This window comes from Nitrospira marina, assembly GCF_059568365.1.
In genome coordinates this window covers 462,198-480,685 of the sequence record NZ_JCANTH010000001.1, presented here as the reverse complement: position 1 = coordinate 480,685, position 18,488 = coordinate 462,198, and the positions used below count along the sequence as shown (strand labels likewise).

At 48.3% G+C, this 18,488-nt stretch carries 14 protein-coding genes and 2 tRNA genes; 6 read left to right on the top strand and 10 right to left on the bottom strand.

Going from position 1 to position 18,488, the window contains the following annotated elements; translation table 11 throughout:
- Window positions 1–576: 576 nt before the first annotated feature.
- Window positions 577–4,326, bottom strand: a complete 3,750-nt coding sequence (locus LX98_RS02045; RefSeq protein WP_496427312.1) for a DUF7948 domain-containing protein — start codon at window positions 4,324–4,326, stop codon at window positions 577–579.
- A 662-nt stretch (window positions 4,327–4,988) separates the two neighbouring features.
- On the opposite strand from LX98_RS02045, the gene LX98_RS02040 reads away from it, so the two are divergent.
- Together LX98_RS02040 and LX98_RS02035 are read left to right on the top strand one after the other, a co-directional pair.
- A complete protein-coding gene (locus LX98_RS02040; protein ID WP_496430554.1) occupies window positions 4,989–5,117 on the top strand; it encodes a hypothetical protein in 129 nt (42 codons plus the stop codon).
- On the top strand, window positions 5,059–5,181 hold the full coding sequence (locus LX98_RS02035) for a hypothetical protein (RefSeq protein WP_496430639.1): 123 nt from the start codon (window positions 5,059–5,061) through the stop codon (window positions 5,179–5,181). The genes LX98_RS02040 and LX98_RS02035 overlap by 59 nt, the downstream gene beginning before the upstream one ends.
- A 6-nt stretch (window positions 5,182–5,187) precedes the next feature.
- Here LX98_RS02035 and LX98_RS02030 read toward each other — a convergent pair.
- Window positions 5,188–5,263, bottom strand: a tRNA-Lys gene (locus tag LX98_RS02030).
- Window positions 5,264–5,337: 74 nt separating this feature from the next.
- Window positions 5,338–6,645 (bottom strand): adenylosuccinate synthase, encoded by a 1,308-nt coding sequence (locus tag LX98_RS02025; protein ID WP_496427311.1) that lies wholly within the window; start codon window positions 6,643–6,645, stop codon window positions 5,338–5,340.
- 184 nt (window positions 6,646–6,829) lie between these two features.
- Between LX98_RS02025 and LX98_RS02020 the strand changes: the two genes are divergently transcribed.
- The 3 genes from LX98_RS02020 to LX98_RS02010 all read left to right on the top strand — a co-directional run bounded on the left by LX98_RS02020 (window position 6,830) and on the right by LX98_RS02010 (window position 10,962).
- A tRNA-Ala gene (locus LX98_RS02020) sits at window positions 6,830–6,905 on the top strand.
- Between the two features lie 84 nt (window positions 6,906–6,989).
- On the top strand, window positions 6,990–8,852 hold the full coding sequence (locus tag LX98_RS02015; protein WP_496427310.1) for an ATP-binding cassette domain-containing protein: 1,863 nt from the start codon (window positions 6,990–6,992) through the stop codon (window positions 8,850–8,852).
- A 340-nt stretch (window positions 8,853–9,192) separates the two neighbouring features.
- A complete protein-coding gene (locus tag LX98_RS02010) occupies window positions 9,193–10,962 on the top strand; it encodes a retron Ec67 family RNA-directed DNA polymerase/endonuclease (protein ID WP_496427309.1) in 1,770 nt (589 codons plus the stop codon).
- A gap of 348 nt (window positions 10,963–11,310) precedes the next feature.
- Here LX98_RS02010 and LX98_RS02005 read toward each other — a convergent pair whose 3' ends face one another.
- Window positions 11,311–12,645 (bottom strand): AAA family ATPase, encoded by a 1,335-nt coding sequence (locus LX98_RS02005; RefSeq protein WP_496427308.1) that lies wholly within the window; start codon window positions 12,643–12,645, stop codon window positions 11,311–11,313.
- A 175-nt stretch (window positions 12,646–12,820) separates the two neighbouring features.
- Between LX98_RS02005 and LX98_RS02000 the strand changes: the two genes are divergently transcribed.
- Window positions 12,821–13,615: an alpha/beta fold hydrolase gene (locus tag LX98_RS02000; RefSeq protein ID WP_496427307.1), complete on the top strand. Its 795-nt coding sequence runs from the start codon at window positions 12,821–12,823 to the stop codon at window positions 13,613–13,615.
- A gap of 329 nt (window positions 13,616–13,944) precedes the next feature.
- Here the strand turns inward: LX98_RS02000 and folE are convergent, their stop codons facing one another.
- The 6 genes from folE to LX98_RS01970 all read right to left on the bottom strand — a co-directional run bounded on the left by folE (window position 13,945) and on the right by LX98_RS01970 (window position 18,472).
- The gene (gene folE / locus LX98_RS01995) at window positions 13,945–14,598 is read right to left on the bottom strand and encodes a GTP cyclohydrolase I FolE (protein WP_496427306.1); all 654 of its coding nucleotides are present in this window, start codon (window positions 14,596–14,598) and stop codon (window positions 13,945–13,947) included.
- Window positions 14,598–15,059, bottom strand: coding sequence for a 6-carboxytetrahydropterin synthase (locus tag LX98_RS01990; RefSeq protein ID WP_496427305.1), 462 nt, complete (start codon window positions 15,057–15,059; stop codon window positions 14,598–14,600). Before LX98_RS01990 ends, folE begins: the two co-directional genes overlap by 1 nt.
- Before the next feature lie 105 nt (window positions 15,060–15,164).
- Window positions 15,165–15,491, bottom strand: coding sequence for a 2Fe-2S iron-sulfur cluster-binding protein (locus LX98_RS01985; protein ID WP_496427304.1), 327 nt, complete (start codon window positions 15,489–15,491; stop codon window positions 15,165–15,167).
- A gap of 12 nt (window positions 15,492–15,503) precedes the next feature.
- Complete coding sequence (nuoF, locus tag LX98_RS01980; RefSeq protein ID WP_496427303.1) at window positions 15,504–16,799, bottom strand: NADH-quinone oxidoreductase subunit NuoF; 1,296 nt, start codon at window positions 16,797–16,799, stop codon at window positions 15,504–15,506.
- A gap of 272 nt (window positions 16,800–17,071) precedes the next feature.
- A complete protein-coding gene (mdh, locus tag LX98_RS01975; RefSeq protein WP_496427302.1) occupies window positions 17,072–18,019 on the bottom strand; it encodes a malate dehydrogenase in 948 nt (315 codons plus the stop codon).
- Window positions 18,020–18,061: 42 nt separating this feature from the next.
- Window positions 18,062–18,472 carry a hypothetical protein gene (locus LX98_RS01970; protein WP_312741556.1) on the bottom strand — a complete coding sequence of 137 codons (411 nt, stop codon included), beginning with the start codon at window positions 18,470–18,472 and terminating at the stop codon, window positions 18,062–18,064.
- Window positions 18,473–18,488 lie beyond the last annotated feature (16 nt).

The window sequence follows — 18,488 nt, the reverse complement described above, 5'->3', positions numbered from 1 at the left end:
AAGGGTGCCGCATTCCTTTTTTAAATGATTTTCACGGGCAATGAACTCCCAACCTTGGGAGATGTACCCGGACTTTTGGCTGGTTTATTGAGGGGAAAACACAAGAAGGATGTGATACTTATGGTGAGCCGCGTGCGGCTCGAACGCACGACCCTCGCCTTAAAAGGGCAAACTTGGGCGATTACCCTAGAGAATGACTGAATAAGACAAAGGGTGATAATCACTTGGATTGGCAAGGCGATTGACCAAATTCGAGTGTGATCAATCGAGACTGAGAGACATCCTGATTGTGAACAAAACCGTGACCGAACCGTGACTAAAACCGTGACCAACTTTTCCATCAAAACTCTGCCATGCCCCCACCCCCAATGGGCAGACCCCCCATTTGGCCCCCTTGGGCGATAGTACCACCCCTCTCACAACAGGACTCCAAAAGAGGCGGTGCTGAGGCATCGACGCAAGTGCTCCCACGGGGAAACAGAATGCGCTCGATTCAACGTTACCGCAAACAAAAAGCCCAGCACCGTGAGGAGCCAGGCTCTTGTGAAACGTATACTGAAAGATGATTTTTTCGCCCTATTGAATCTCCCAGCCTGTGGAGGCGGTCCCTGGGGAACCCTTGGTGTTTATGGTCAAGCCATTCATGATCCACACCTCTACAGCACCTGGAAGGCTGTTCCGCCACACAATGTCCGCTTTACCGTCCCCGTCGACATCTCCGACCTGTTCAATTTTCCATTCCGTGGGCATGGGACCAGGAAAGCCGGAGGAGGCAATCGTCGTTCCATTCATAAACCAGATCGCTGTGGCGCCACTGGTGCCATGGCGCCATATGACATCCGCCTTGCCATCCCCATCCACATCATCTACCTCATTGACAGTCCAAATGTTGGGCGCGCTCCCCGGAAAGCCAACTGAAGTGATCGTCAGCCCATTCATTAGCCATATCGCCACGGTCCCACTGGTGCCATGCCGCCAAATGACATCTGCTTTGCCATCCCCATCCACATCACCCACACCCTTAATCTGCCAGGCCAACGGCACTCCACCGGGGAAGCCAGCGGACGCAATCGCTGCGCCGTTCATGAACCAGATCGCTGTGGCACCACGACTGTTGCGCCATACTATGTCCGCTTTGCCATCACCATTGACATCCCCTACGACTTGAATTTCCCAATCCGTCGACGGGCTGCCGGGAAAACCTACGGACCTCCTGGTCACCCCATTCATCAACCAGATCGCGGTGGCGCCACTGGTGGCATGGCGCCAAATGACATCCGCCTTGCCATCCCCATCCACATCACCCACACCCTTAATCTGCCATTCGGTTGCGACTCCTCCTGGGAAACCAGTTGAGGTGATTGTCACCCCATTCATCAGCCAGATCGCGACCATCCCATTGGTATTGCGCCACACGATATCTGCCTTGCCATCCCCATTCACATCACTGCTCGGTGAACTGGTCCCCTGATCTCTGGCCGTGATGGTGACATCCGAACTCCTGGAGAGTGCGCCATCCGATGCAGTCAGCCGCAACACATACGTTCCCGCGCTGAAAAACAAAACGGTGGTATCTACGGCATTTGGATTGCCAAATGCCACAACGTTGGGGCCACTGACCTTACTCCAAGTCGTCATTACAGTACCTGGGGGATTCGGTAGGCCGTCATCCGTCACTGTTCCATTGAGCAGGGCCTGGCCAGGAAGGAAAATCGTTTGCATTGGACCCGCATCCACCATTGGCGCTTGGTTTATAAGCGGAGGCGGAGGATTAACGGTTATGGATATTTCATCACTAGCGGTTAAATCTCCATCATCAGCCGTAAGACGCACCACATAGGTGCCAGGGAGACTAAATCTGGCGGTGGTTTTGACTGCTGAGGGATCAGCAAATGTCACTGTTCCAGGACCACTAACCTTTTCCCAGATAGTAAGAACAGTGCCTGGAGGGTCCGGTAACCCATCATCCGAGACAGAGCCATTAAGATTGGCTATATTGGGCAAAATTATTGCTTGCGCAGGTCCTGCTTCTACTGTGGGAGCAATATTATCTGGGGCAATTTTCACCACAAATCCATCAATTACACCAGCATTGAAGGCCTGAAATGGATTCATGGTGGGGAAATCCGTTGACTCGGTTTGTCCTGCCACATAAATATTTCTCGAAGAATCTACTGCAATATCTATCCCGCTATCATCATCTGAGCCTCCAAGGTAACTGGAATAGCTGAGCGCCGAACCATTAGGAGTGAATACAGTCACAAACGCGGCCTGGAAAACAGATTTAGTTTTCTGAATGGCGTCCGGAGTGGTCGGAAAGGCAGAAGATGCTGCTTTTCCCGTTACATAGGCGTTTCCGGCAGCGTCAACCGCTATGGCGTTGACTTGATCCCTAAATGGCTGCGAACCCGACAGGTAGGTCGAGTAAATTAGACCTGATCCATCAACCATAAATTTGGTGACAAAGCCAGCACTAAAGGTGAAATTTGAATGTTCAAATGGAGGCAGGGGCTGCAAGGCATTGGCAACTGGAAAGTCGTTCGAATTGGTCCATCCGGCCAAATAGGCGTGTCCGGCATCATCGACTGCTATACCTGTTGCCTGTTCCAGGTGGGATTCTATACCACCATCGAAAGGTATACTCCCCCCCAGATAAGTGGAATAGACAAATGCGGATCCGTCAGGGCTGAGTTTTGTTAAGAAGATATCACTATACCCCAACAAGGTATTTTGGAATGCGTTGACCGTTGGAAAGGAGTCGGAAACTGTTACCCCAGTTATATAGGCATGGCCTGTCTTATTTACAGCAATAGCCCTACCCGTATCATAACCTTGACCGCTCAACCCTTCTGAATTAACACCTCCACCTAGATAAGTGGAATAGACCAGTGCGGTTCCGTCGGGAGTTAATTTGGTCACGAAGGCATCTCCGACAGGGCCCGTAGTGAGACGCCCACCTGCATTCTGAGGCTGAATAGCATTTTTTATCGGAAAATCATTGGACCCCGTAAAGCCTGTTATATACGCGCTTCCGGCAGCATCAACTGCTATCCCGCTGGCCGCATCGTGTCCGAAAAGGAAAAGTTCTTCATGACTACTACCCCCTAAAAATGTTGAATAAATGAGAGACGATCCATCGGATGCTAATTTGGTCACAAAGGCGTCTGCCCCATCGGATTTTGCATTCTGAAAGGGATTCATAATTGGAAAATTGTCGGATGAGGTTTCTCCCGTTACATAGGCATTTCCATCCTCGTCTACAGCAATATCTCGCCCTTCGTCGATACTGCTACCGCCTAAATAGGTGGAATAGAGTAGTTCCGAACCATCCGCTGTAAATTTTGTTATAAAAACATCGCTTTGAGAACTATCAGGTGCGGAGGAAGAGCCCCCCATATTGGATGCCTGGATTGGATTGGCAGTAGGGAAATCTGTGGAAAGGGTATGTCCGGTGATGTACACCTGCTTTTTAGAATCTACTGCAATTGCTTGAAGCCTTTCGGTTTTGCTCCCACCAAAATAAGTGGAAAAACCCATGACTGGATCTATTATCAGGGCTTTTGTGGGATCATATTTTTCCACCTGAAACCCAACCTGATGTGAACTTTTCACAAGATATTGTCCCCGAATAATTTGTTTTTCCTCCTTGACTTTCTGATAGATGATAGGCTTCCGTTGGCGAATAGTTCCACCTGGAGTCTGCAATATCAGATCACCATTGGGTTCAATGTTGAGGGTATCCACACCTTGAAAGTTAATCGTAATGCTTGATGGATCTTCTCCAGGGGCTATTATGAAATCATATTCCAATTGCTGCTGATTGCCGTAGTACACTAAATCAATTCCCGGATAAATTTCTGCGTACCGTACTTGGGCATAAGTCGATACATTCGTCTGCCATTTATTAGGATCGTTTCCTTTGAAGTAATGCGCCTTCCCCGACAGTGTCCTTTCTCCAGAAATGGTTGGGAAAGGATTACTAGCATCCAACTGCATCCGTACCGTGGCGGTTCTCTTCGGTTCGGATTTATTCGAAGCTTCAGTAATTCCTGTGTTTGTTTGGTCAGGTTTAGTAAAGGTTATTACCGCTTCATTTGACGTAAGAAAGAGGTTATAGCCGTTCCCACGTGAAAGAAATTGAACCTGGGAATCCGTCTGCCCTTGATTGGCTTCAAAACTTAATGGTGTACGGAAAAAAGTGGACTGAGGGGAAGGGAAGGGAGGATTAAGAGACTTATAGAAATCAGGTTCGGTGGTTGTGCAGCTTGAAAGGATAAAAAAACTTGCGGAAGCGAGAACAAGGGATATGTGTCGGAGGATCTTCACCAAAATCACCCTGTTTATTTATTCATACAAAACCTATTTTAGAAATGCGCAATTTAATTCAAAAAGCCAAAAATTGGTTTCTTAAATTCCAGGCAAATGTTTCATTACTCTACACTTTTCAGCTTAATAATCAACTAAAAGCTGAGGATTGCGTAGATCGCTGGGGCAGATATAGCATATAAGTATAATAACCAGGTTTTTATGTGTATCAAACGAATGGCTGTATTTTAAAGGGATGTTTTTGAAATTTGAGGGATCGGTAAAACTCTGAAAAGAAAGAGTTTACATGGGGAAATGTGATGCAGGGATGGGTCTAGAACCTCTCTTCGTTATCCTACCAAATTTCTTCGTGGTAAATGGCAGATGGATTGAAAGCCAAGCAAACACGCAGAGCCTATCTCGTGACCGTGTTTATTTAATTTCTGACGGGTCCCCTTTCTTCGATTGAAAAATGGCCGAGGGCAGGGCAGGTTTTCATGTTGAATTTGTGAAGCTCCATGGGTAGAACCCGAGCAAAAGTATACCCTCTTGCACTCTACAAAGCTTTCATCATCCCACACATTTTTCACTCCCACCGCCCCCTTTGATAAGGCCGTAATTGGCTCAGGATTTGCTCCATCAGTTTTCATGATTTTCGGCATATCTTTCCCTGCCTCTTGGCTATGCAAGGTGCCAATGACCGAACGCTCTTGGCCTTGGGCGGTTGGAAGTCTCCAGCTATGTTGGCACGGTATGCCCATTTTAGCCCAACTCACCCTCTGGGGCGAAGTGGCAGGGCTGACAGGCTTTAATGGGCAAATTTCAGATGGAACCGTGACTAATCAAACGGCAGGGAAAGGGTGCACAACCTTTTGATAATTATGGTGAGCCGCGTGCGGCTCGAACGCACGACCCTCGCCTTAAAAGGGCGATGCTCTACCAACTGAGCTAGCGGCTCACCGGGTCGCGATGCTAACAATGGATTCTGTTGTTGTCAAACTTACAGCAAAAAAACACTAAGAAGCGTGTTAATCATTTGCCCTTGCGGGACCGAATCAATGGATTTTTCACAACAATGGTATCTTCACGCTTGGACCCGGTCGAAATCATATCAATTCGGCATCCGGTTAATTCCTCAATTCTGGCTAAATACCTTTTAGCAGCAGGGGGAAGTCCCTTATACCCCTTCAATCCCGTTGTGTCGGTTGTCCACCCACTCCATCGTTCATACACCGGCTCACAACCTGCCAGCACCTTTAGGTCACCTGGCATTTCTTTGTGGAGTTTTCCCTGATATCGGTATCCCGTACAAATTTTCAATTCTTTGCAGCCATCCAACACATCCAACTTTGTGATGGCCAATGAGGTAAGTCCGTTGATTCGAACGGCATATCGCAATAACACCATATCCAACCAGCCACACCGGCGGGCTCGACCCGTCGTTGACCCGTATTCATTCCCACGCTGCATGAGTTGCTGCCCCATTTCATCAGTCAATTCTGTCGGAAACGGACCTCCACCCACTCGAGTCGTATAGGCCTTCGTGACACCTAAGACTCCCGTTATCGTAGTGGGACCCACCCCACTGCCGGTGCACGCCCCACCCGAACAGGAACTTGATGAGGTGACGTAGGGATAGGTTCCAAAATCGACATCCAAATGGGTCCCTTGTGCCCCTTCAAACAAAACACGCTTCCCGCGTTCAAAGGCCCGGTCCAGGACCAATGCTACATCCGTAATATGCGGACGAAGTCGCTCACCATAGGCTTGATAATCTTTAAAAACCTTCTCAACCGTAAAACCATCCACATTGTAAATGCGCTCTAAGAACGCATTAATTTCCACCAGATTTTCCTGGATCTTTTGTTGCAACACGTCCGGATTCAGTAAATCTCCCATGCGAATGCCGACTCGCGCCATTTTATCGACATAAGCCGGCCCAATGCCTCGGCCCGTCGTCCCGATTCGGCGAGCCCCTTTCGCCTGCTCTTCGGCCTTATCAATGGCCTTATGATAGGGCATGATGACATGGGCCCGATTACTAATAAGAAATCGTTTTCCAACCGATATCCCTTTGGCAGTTAAACGATCCAACTCCTCAATCAACCCAGCCGGATCAATGGCGACCCCATTCCCCAACGCGCACACCTTCCCTCGATAAAGAATCCCCGAAGGAATCAAATGAAAAATAAAGGTGCCTTTATTGGTAATGACCGTATGGCCGGCATTGGAACCTCCTTGATAGCGGACAATGACATCCGCATCCTTGGCCAATAGGTCCACAATTTTTCCTTTTCCTTCATCTCCCCATTGGGAGCCAACAACAACCAATGCGGCCATAGCTTCCTCCACACGCACAAGACAAGAGCACGGGACAAAAAAAAACTCGGCCAGCAGGTCAGCCAGAGCTTAGAGGGTGAATCGTAGGTCTCAACGCATAATTTGTCAACGAGGAAGCTCTGCCTTTCTGGCCTCTGATTTTCTTGACCGAACCGTAGTCGCGTGATAGCATCATTTTCGGTGTGGGGCTGTAGCGCAGTTGGGAGCGCGCGTGAATGGCATTCACGAGGTCGCCGGTTCAATCCCGGCCAGCTCCACCAATTCATCCCTCCTTTCCGTCTTTTTGACCATGACAAAGGGGTTTTGACTCAGTTTTCATCTCACATATTGGATGGTGTTTCCGCATGCTGCATATTGAACAAATCTCCAAGAGCTACCCCACGAAACCCCTGTTCATTGAGGCTTCGGCCCACCTCAAACCCAATACGCGTGTGGGACTCGTTGGTCCTAATGGGTCTGGCAAAACCTCACTGATGCGCATGATCCTCAATGAGGAAGAGATAGAAAGCGGAAAGATTCGACGACGTCCATTTCTTCGCCTTGGCTATCTGCCACAGGAACTGGAGTCGTTGCCGGGAAACACCATTCTCGATGCCACACACAGGAATCAATTTCCCGATCACGAAGCCAAGCGGATTCTTTCCGGATTAGGATTTCAGGAGTCGGATTGGGAACGCAAGATTGACACTCTCTCCGGCGGCTATCGCATGCGAGTGGCCTTAGCCCACTTATTACTGTCCGCCCCCGACGTCCTCATGCTGGACGAGCCGACCAACCACCTCGACAAGCCCACGCAGCGTTGGCTGGAATCATTTTTACTCTCTTCAAATTTCACACTGTTGATCATCAGCCATGACATTGGCTTTTTAGACACCATGGTCACGCATATTTGGGAAGTCCGGAACCATACCTTGCAGGAATACCGGGGCAATTATTCGCGGTTTCAAAAACTCCGGGCAGAGCGAGACGCCCAGGAAGAGGCCGCCGCCAATCGACAATCCAAAGAAATTGCACGCGTCCAAAACTTCGTCGACCGGTTCCGATACCAGGCCAACAAAGCCAGCCAGGTGCAATCCCGCATCAAACAACTTGAAAAAGTCAAACGCATTGAGTTGCAGCGGGACACGAAACGGTTGCGATTTAAATTCCCGGACCCGCCGGCCAGCGGAAAAGACGTATTTGAACTACGGGATATCGGGAAACGCTATGGCGATAAAATCATCTATGATGACTTGGATTTTTCCGTCGAACGGGGACAACGCGTGGCCTTGGTCGGGGAAAACGGGGCTGGAAAATCTACACTTCTTAAAATCCTGGCTGGAGTCTTGGAATTCGATAAAGGGTCCAGAATCTTGGGTCACGGGGTCACACTCCACTACTTTGCTCAGCACCAGGCCGAAATCCTGAAATCTGAACATTCCATATTGGAGTCACTGGAAGAAGCCGCACCCATGACTGAACGAAATTTCCTAAGAGGATTAGCCGGCGCGTTTTTATTCTCCGGAGATGATCAGAAAAAACCCATCAAAGCCTTGAGCGGCGGGGAACGTAATCGAGTCGCCTTAGCCCGCATGTTAGTCGAGCCAGCCAACACCCTGCTCTTAGATGAGCCGACCAACCACTTGGATCCCACATCCGTGGATATGTTAACGGACGCACTCCTTCAATTCCCCGGAACCATGGTGTTTATCTCGCACGACCCCACATTCCTCATGCGGGTCGCCACGCGCGTCGTGGAAATAGACGACGGGCAAGCCCGCGATTACATCGGCGACTATGAATATTATTGCTGGAAACGGGCCAAAGAACTGGAGGACCAGGCGCCCCCGGAAGCCACACCCGACAAGAAAAAATCAAAGAAAAAAGAGAAGCCCCACAAAGAAAAACCAACCACCGAGCACCCCACAAATGGGAAAGCCAAGACAACCGTCGCCACTCCTGACGCCCCATCGCGACGAGACCTCTCAAAAAGTATCGCCCGATTGGAAAAACAAGTCACCACAGTGGAAAAAGACATTGCCCAGCTCGAAGAACAGATCAAAGCTCGGGACTTGGAACTAGCCGACCCGGCCACCTACCAAGACTACTCCCGCTGGAATTCCCTCCACCACGAACGCGAACAATGGGGCCATGACCTCGATCGTCTCACACACAAATGGGGCGACCTCAGCGCCCAACTCGAAAAACAACAATCCCAGATTTCGTAATTCCCAAAGTTTGTCTTTTTAACATAACGCAAGACAATTCTGGCCTCCCTCCCTTTAATATTCCATAGTATAGACTTGACTCACGCGAGCACCAAAAGGACCCTTCAAGGGACATCCATAAAGGATCAGGATTTCCAATAAATTGATTTTAAATTGAAAATGTGGTTTAAAGAAAATGGCCTATAGGCAGATTTGTTGTTGCGTATCGCAGCATAAGAAAACAATGCCAGGGCACTTGCTTCCTGGCCTCCTTAATATCCTTACCGTACTTGGCTAGGTAGCCTTGTGCATAAGAGTGCCTATAGGCCCCCATTCTCTTTTTTGCCCCCAAATGTCTCAGTTGGAAAAACTAAAAAATGCCTCATCTCTAAGTGAGATGGCTGTCTTGCTAGGCTACAAGCCAAGCAAATTTTCCTTCATCCTTTATAAAATTCCAAATGATCATAAATATACTGAATTTATAATCCCTAAAAAAAATGGGGGTGCCCGTAGAATTAAAGCTCCTGTAGACAGGGTCAAACATCTCCAAAGACGTTTAGCAGATCTACTAAATCAATGTTTTGATGAGATTTCCCAAAAAGACAACCATAAGAAATCATTATCACATGGATTTAGGAAAAATCATTCCATAAGCACAAATGCAATTAACCATATAAAAAAACGGCATGTTTTCAATATTGATTTGCAGGATTTCTTTCCTTCAATAAACTTTGGTCGAGTTCGAGGGTTTTTTATAAAAAATGCGCACTTTTCATTAAATCCTAAAATCGCCACTATCATCGCTCAAATATCTTGCCATAATAATGAGTTGCCCCAGGGCAGCCCATGTTCTCCGGTTATTTCAAATTTAATAGCACACATCCTGGATATACGAATGGCAAATTTTGCGAAGAAGGCCAAATGCACTTATTCGAGATATGCAGATGATTTAACTTTTTCCACAAACAAAAAAGAATTTCCTGAGAAAGTTGCCGTCCAAAATAATGGAAACGAATGGATAGCTAGTAAAGCACTGAAAAGGGAGATAGGAAAGGCTGGCTTCACAATTAATGAGAAGAAAACTTCTTTGCAGTACAAGACAGGAAGGCAAGTCGCAACTGGGTTAATCGTAAATAATAAAGTAAACATCAAAAAAGAGTATTACAGGCTAACCAGATCTATGTGCCATTCCTTGTTTCAAAGCAATCAGTTTTTTTGGGAAAACAACCACATCGCCGTTATGGAGACCGAAAAATCTGAAAATTCAAAAATGGGTGAAGCATCAAAACCTGTAGGCACTATTATCCCAATAGAAGGATCTCCACCGGAACGGAAGGTGAATGGGACAGTAAAACATCTTGAGAGCGTATTAAGTTTTATTTACTATGTGAAAAGACCTCACGATAACAGAAAAACCGACAAGAGAAGGAATGATCCTAATGCCATAACTACGCTTTTTAGAAAATTCCTGTTTTACAAACATTTTTTCATTTTAAATTCACCTTTAATAATCTGCGAGGGCAAAACAGACATTACGTATTTGAAATGCGCATTAAAGCAACTAGAAAAGGAATATGGCGAATTAGTACAAAAAACTGACGGTAAATTCGTTTTCAAACTTGGATTTCTAAACTTGACTGAAAATCTGAAGGATGTTCTAGCGATATCAGGAGGAACGGGGGGCTTAGCATCTTTGATGGGTATCTACGAAAAATATATGAAGCCTTTCAAGGGCGAAGGGAAGAAGTACCCTGTAATAATACTCATTGATGATGATACTGGTTCAAAGGAAATCATAAAATTTTTGAAAAATATCGAGAAATGGGATCCATCAAAACAGTTCTCATTTTTTTTAGAAAATTTATATATAGTACGTATCTCCTCAGGAAGTGGGACTGGCGAAATGGCGATAGAAGACCTCTTTGATATACAAACTCTTAACACTCTTGTTGCTGGCAAAAAATTTAATCGAGAACCAAAAATTGATTCCGCAACCGAGTATGGGAAAATTGTTTTCGCTGAGAAAGTAGTAAAAGCTAATCAGGACTCGATCGATTTTGGTGGATTCAAAGAAGTTCTTAACCGATTTAAAGCAGTAATAGAGGATTACAAGCAGAAAAATGTTAAATAAATAACCAGCTAGCACTCGCCCCGCTTTTTTTAGCCAGCTTCTTAGGAAAAACATCTCTTCCACAAGACAAGCCCTTCTAGTTATAACTAATTCAGTTAATTGCCAACCTTCTTGCTCTGGGTAGCGCTTGCCTTCTGGACCGACGCCTTCCGTCCGGCCCTATAGTTGGGCGCTTTTATGAATCGGCGGGCCTTGTCTGAGCGCAGCGAGTTGGACCGCCCTCCCGTAGTTTGCGCCCGCCTAATTTGATTAGGCCGGACGGGGCGTCAATGGTTTTGGGTCCTTTTGCCGAAACAAAAGGACCTCGGCTGCCGGTCCGAAAACCGGCTCTTTTTCAGAACTCCATAACTACCAGGGCGAGTTAAGATCTTCTTCGTCATCAGCAGGAGAGGAAGAACCTTTGGGTCGGTAATACTGGCGACCTTCCAGTTCTTTGGGGAGATGAGATTGGTTTTTGGCACCCTTTGGATCATCATGAGCATAGCGGTAGTCTTTGCCATAGTTTAAATCCTTCATCAGCGAAGTCACGGCATTTCGCAAATGCAGTGGCACAGGAAGATTCCCCTTTTCCTTGGCGTCTCTCCTCGCTGCCAGTAGCCCCATATACGATGCCTTGCTTTTGGGAGCAGTGGCTAAATAGGTCACCCCATGCGCCAAATTGATTTGTGCCTCGGGTAATCCGATGACCTCCACCGCATGAAAAACGGCCGAGGCAATCAAGAGACCCTGCGGGTCGGCCATCCCGATATCTTCTGACGCAAAAATTATCATGCGCCTGGCGATGAACTTGGGCTCTTCTCCGCCCTCCAACATCCGCGCCAGCCAATACAACGCCCCATCCGGATCGGAATCACGCATACTTTTAATAAAGGCGGAAATCAGGTTGTAATGCTCTTCCCCGTCCCGGTCGTATCGTAAGGCCTTCTGCTTCAAGCTTTGCTCGACTTGCGGTTGATCAATGGTCGTAGGTTTGCCAGGCTTCGCATATTGGCCAACAACAAATTCCAGGCCCGTTAACATCGACCGGGCATCGCCATTGCCATATCCAATCAATAGACGCTGCGCATCGGGAGTAAGGGTGACGTGTGAGGAACCGAGCCCTCGTTTCGTATCCGAAAGGGCACGATTCAAGATATGCCTCAACGCCTCCTCGTTTAAGGATTGAAGCACCACCACCATAGACCGGGACAACAAGGGAGCAATCACTTCGAAAGAAGGATTTTGTGTGGTGGCTCCAATGAGTATGATATCTCCCCGTTCAACATAGGGGAGGAAGGCATCCTGTTGCGCTTTATTGAATCGATGAATTTCATCCACAAAAAGAAGTGTACGCTGTCCTGACAGCTTCCGGCGTTGTTGGGCCGTTTTCAACAATCCGCGCAACTCCGGCACGCCACTGAGCACCGCTGAAAATGGGACGAATGTCGCTTGGGTTTTCTTGGCGATTAAACTCGCTAGGGTCGTCTTTCCCGTCCCCGGCGGTCCCCACAAAATAAGTGAGGGCACACGATCATGTTCAATGGCCAGACGCAGCGGCTGATCTTCGGCCAAGACGTCTTCCTGGCCCAGAAACTCATCAAAATCCAGCGGCCGCATCCTCTCTGCTAAAGGAGCCGGGCGTGTATCGGACTGTTCCTGAACAGGGAAAAGATCTTCTTGCGACTGTGACTCAAAGGATTCCATGAAAATGCACTTACCCCTTAAGCATTTCTGGCAGGCGATTCTGTGATTACCTCTCTATTCTCAGTATGCTATAACCACCGGTCATGCACCCGCAAATAAAACCAGCATATGGCTCTTTGATGACATCACTCGAGAAAATTCGAGGTGGCTCCCATCGACAAAAAAGGAGAGATCGGTGAAAGCGCTGATTCATGGAATGACCGTCGGGTATTCCGATCAAGGGGACGGCACGCCGCTCGTCTTCATCCATGCCTTTCCACTTTCCAAAACCATGTGGCAACCTCAAGTCGATGCGCTGAAGGACACCTATCGAGTGATCACCATTGACCTTGGAGGACATGGAGAATCCGACATCGTGCCTTGGAATGATACGTTGGACGATTATGCCAAGGATATCATCCACCTGCTCGATCATTTAGGTATTGCTCAAGCCGTGTTTGTGGGCTTGTCGATGGGCGGATATACCCTCTTTTCGATCTACCGACAGTATGCCGATCGGGTAAAAGCCATGGTTTTTGCAGATACAAGAGCGCAAGCGGATAGTGAAGAAGGGAAAGCTGGACGTGGGTCGATGGCTCAAGTAGCTTTTAGCGATGGAGCATCAGCCATTGCCGCCCTCATGCTTCCCAAACTTCTGGCCCCTTCCACCATTGAGTGTCATTCTGAGATTGTGGAGCAGGTTCGACAGATGATTCTTCAAACATCAACAGGAGGAATTGTCGTCGATTTGGTGGCGATGGCCGCTAGACCTGATTCAACGGACCTGTTATCCACAATCACCTGCCCGACTTTGATCATTGTGGGCGAGGATGATGTCGCTACCCCGATCTCAGAGTCTCAGTACATGGCCAAACGGATAACCGGCTCAATCTTGGTCACCATCCCTAAAGCCGGCCATCTATCAAACTTGGAACAACCCGCCGCGTTCAACGAAGCACTTCGGAGCTTCCTCACGACACACCGGTTATAAGTATTGCCACAACGCCAAAACAGATCAGAAAAACATCCGATACAGGATGGAGTTGGGTTGGAACTAAAGAAATAGAGAAGCGACGGGCCTAAAGGAAAGGAAATTGAGGGGAAATCAAAAAGAGGCTCTACTGTCCCAGACCAAACACAAAACCAGAAAGAAAAATAAGGATGAGGCCAGCGCCTCCTGCGCGACATGCCCTTCCGTGGGAGCACCTATGAAACTTAATAATGTCGCATTAAACCTGATTCCACTATCAAAATCAAATAGCTAGAAAATTCCAGGCATCAGCTATTTTTGTACGGGAAAGATGAAATGGATGGAAACCACTAATCGCCGTCGCATCCGCGCTGGCGAATGAGCTTCAGAAATTCGTCACGGGTTTGTTCTTGTTTCCGAAATACACCCAGCATTTCACTGGTGACCGCCACGGTATTCTGCCTTTCTACTCCACGCATACTCATACACAGATGGCGGGCTTCCATGACAACAGCCACCCCACGCGGCTTGAGCTTCGTGTGAAGGGTGTGGGCAATCTGGACCGTCAACCGTTCCTGGACTTGCAGACGACGACTAAAGGCATCGACAATCCGCGGGATTTTGCTCAAGCCCACCACATGCTTATTGGGAATATACCCGATATGACATTTCCCAAAAAACGGCAGAAGGTGATGCTCACAGAGGCTAAAAAAATCGATATCCCGCACGATGACCATCTCATCATATACGATAGGGAACAGAGCCCCATTCAATAATTCATCGATGTCTTGTTGATAGCCTTTGGTAAGAAAGGCCATGGATTTGGCTACCCGCTTGGGCGTATCGGTTAAACCATGCCGTTGGGGATTTTCACCCAAATTTTCCAGTAATTGCTTTACAAGGATTTCCAGATTCGGGAGATTGGGCATTCGGACTGGCTGGCTAATGTGTGGATCGACCGCCCGTGGCTTGACAGATGAGGGCCGCTTCGTCTTACTCGGCATTAGTTCTCCTTTATCCCGTTTCTGTTGGAAGATTCGCTGGGCACTCTTGGAGCACCCATATATTCAAAGAAATTATCTCTGGTTTCAATCACCCCAATTTTCTTCAAATGCCCGGAAGGAATCTGATCAACCAGCAAATCCCAAATTAGCCGCGCTAAATTCTCACCAGTTGTCGTGACTTGTGCAAAGGCGGGATCAAAATTAAGATGTTGATGATCAAAACGATCGATTATCTTGTCTTTGACGAGTTGGTCCAAGGCGTCCACGTTTGCGATCAACCCCGTGCGCATATCCAGTTCTCCGGCCACCGTCACCAGAATAGTATAATTATGCCCATGCCCGTTCAGATTATTACATTTTCCAAAAATCTTTTTATTGGTCTCCTCTGGCAATTGGTCGGTATGCAGACGATGGGCGGCGCAAAACCGATAGGTTCGGGTGATGGACGATGCAGTCGGCATAGCAGTCGGGCTCAGGATACTTTCACATTGCAAAGCTTGTACTGAACAATACGGCTGTGGCGGGTACCCTCATTCTCTACCTTTACTCTTGGAAAAAGGACAACGTTAGGCAGATTGTTCAACTTCGGCCTCACCCCATTTTTCTTCGGGGACTTGCACAATCACATCCCCCAACACTCGAGCCTGACAGCCTAATCGATGGTAAGGCTCAGTCAGTGCTTCCCGATCGAGCAAATCCTGCTCATCAAAATCGATATCAGAAAGATTCTCTTCGCCCGCGATCACATCTACCCGACAGGTCGTGCAGGAGGCGTTGCCCCCACAATCATGATTCAAGGGGAACCCGAGTTGCTCCGCGACTTCTAAGAGGGAAAGACCTTCAGAAACTTCCCCAGACTTCCCTTCCGGATGAAGAAATGTTACGCGAGGCATAAAGTCTCCTCCTTACTCAGCGCCAACGGGAACCGGCTTGAACGGACATCGCCCCAGGCGAATGTGGTCTTCGAACTCGTGACGAAACAGCCGTAGGCTATTTTGTACCAACACCGCAGCTCCCGTCACCAGAGTACAAAATCCGGTGCCTTTGACAAACCCACAAATTTGCAACAGTTTGGCCAGATCGCGCTCTTCTCCTGATCCATCTTCGATTTTCCTCATTAAGATCGCTAATTCCTGTGTACCAATCCGGCATGGTGGACATTGCCCACAACTTTCCCGTTCAAAAAATCCGGAAAACTTGAGCGTTTGCTCCACCATGCACGTCGCATCATCGACAATAATAACGCCGGCAGACCCCAATCCAGTCCCAGCTTTCTTAAGCGAATCAAAATCCATGGGTAAATCCAATTGATCCGCCCCTACCATGGAAAAGGACGGCCCACCTGGGAACACGGCTTTGACACCCCGGCCGTTCGGCACGCCCTGTCCACAGACCTCAATCAGATGTCGGATGGAAGTTCCCAACGGCAGTTCATATACACCGGGCCGATTCACGGCTCCACTGAGCGAAAACAACATGGTCCCTGGAGTAGTACTGGTGCCGACCTGACGAAACCATTCTGGTCCGTTCCGCAACAGTTGGGGAATATTCGACAGCGTTTCAACATTATTGACCAAGGTCGGCTTGCCATGCAGTCCAAACTCCGTGGGATAAAATGGTGGCTTTTGCTTAGGCTGAGCTGGACGACCCTGCATGGATTCCAACATCGCAGTTTCTTCACCCGCCACGTAACTGCCATATCCATCAAAAATTTCAATATCCAGGGTGAGACCTGTGCCAAGAAAATTCTTTCCCAATAAGCCCTGCTCTGTGGCTTGCTCTTTAGCTCGCTCAAAGATGGCTCGCTCTTCGGAAAATTCATGATTTAAATAGATATAAGCCGCCTTCGCTCCAACGGTATACGCCGCAATCAGGCATCCTTCGAGAAGTTGGTGAGGATGATGTCGAAGCAAGTATCGATCTTTGAACGTCCCAGGTTCATGCTCCCCGGCATTGCAGACAAAATATCGCTCTTTGACGCGATGATTGACCACCTTGTCCCATTTCAGTCCGGTAGGAAATCCAGCGCCCCCCCGTCCTCGCAGATGGGCCTCTTTCAATTGTGCGATTATGGCATGCGGATCATTTTTTGTGACACACTGAACCCAAGCTTCATACCCCCCTTGCTGGCGGTACGCCTCTATGTCCCCTGGTTCACCCTTTACCTCCCGCAACACTCGAGGTGCGAATGCGTTATCCACCGAAGCCCCCTTGATCAATGGTTTGGACCGACATGTGTTTTCCCATTATGTTTACCACTTGAACGATGGTCTTTTTTACAAATCCCTTCCTCGAAAAACCAAATTTCCTTCCATATTCATAAGGAAAATCAGGCGTCAAGGCGGGGTCAGCGTACGAGCACTACCCACTATACGAATGGGTCGCTAAAGTCGTCAAGGTAACAAAAGGACCAGAAGGCACGTCTATTTAGTGAAGAAAAAAGATGGGCAAGTTCGTCATGCCATCTATCACGCTAGAGGGTCTTTTTCATCATCTGATCAACATGGCTGCACAATTCCTTAACGGCCTCGGCTGAAACCTTCAGAGCCGCGTGTTCCTCAGGGGTAAGCGCATATTCAATAATCTCTTCCGCTCCGCCTGCCCCTAGCTTCACCGGCACACCCAGAAAGAGGTCGTTAAAACCATATTCCCCGGCGCATAACGCCGCACAGGGAAGGATTTTCTTTTGATCTTTAGAAATTGCTTCAACCATTTCTACGACTGAGGCAGCCGGGGCATAATAGGCACTCCCTGTCTTGAGTAGATTGACGATTTCGATTCCTCCCTCGCGGGTCCGCTTGATCAGGGCCTCTAATGCCTCCGGCGACAACCATTCGGTCACCGGCCTCCCTGCCACCGTCGTATAACGATTCAAGGGAACCATTGAATCGCCATGCCCTCCCAGAACCATTGCGTGAATATTTTCGACCGAGACCTGCAGGGCCTCCGCAATAAAGGAACGGAATCGTGCCGAATCCAACACCCCCGCCATCCCAATAACCCGGTTTCTGGGAAATCCACTCACCCGATGCGCGACGTGGGTCATCACATCAAGAGGGTTGGAGACAATAATAAGAATGGCATCAGGGGAACGTTTGGCCGTCTCACGGACCACGGCTGACACAATATTGGTATTGGTTTCCAATAATTCATCACGGCTCATCCCTGGCCGGCGAGGTACGCCTGACGTGATCACCACAACGTCAGAATCTTTGGTCGCCTCATAATGATTCGTACCTGTGACGGCGGAATCGTAGGCACAAATTGGGCCGGCTTCGAGCAAATCCAAGGCTTTGCCTTGCGGCAGACCTTCGACGATATCGACCAGTACAATGTCGTACCAATTTTTTTCGGCCAACCGCTGGGCAATGGATCCCCCAACATTTCCAGCCCCCACCACAGTCACTTTGATACGGCTCATGAAACCACCCATCCCTTTGAAGAGGTCGCCAGCCATACGGATTTAATCATCGTCATGGCTCGTCCACCCTGCGACTTTAAAGTTGATCGTACACACAAAATTATCCCCATCATAAAAATTGACCTTAATTTTTTTCTTTCCATATTCCCGACTCAAGAACTCTTCCGGATGATCGATAAACTCCTGGTAGGTTCCCGCCTCATACCCTCCTAATTCCTTGAACGCGACAATCATGCCGACCTTGACCTCCTGTAACATTTTGGTGGAGCAGCGAGGAAATATTTCCCAAAATTTTTCACGGATATCATCTTGAGTTGGCTCGAACCGTTCTCCGTCCTCCTGCCGATCTTTCCGGTCAAACTTCGCCTGCCGACGGACATAGGGGTATTGATGGCCGGTAAACAACTTATAGAGCCATGGGGGCACATCAGAGTGTGAAGGTAAGCTGGTCATACATCTCCCATATCCG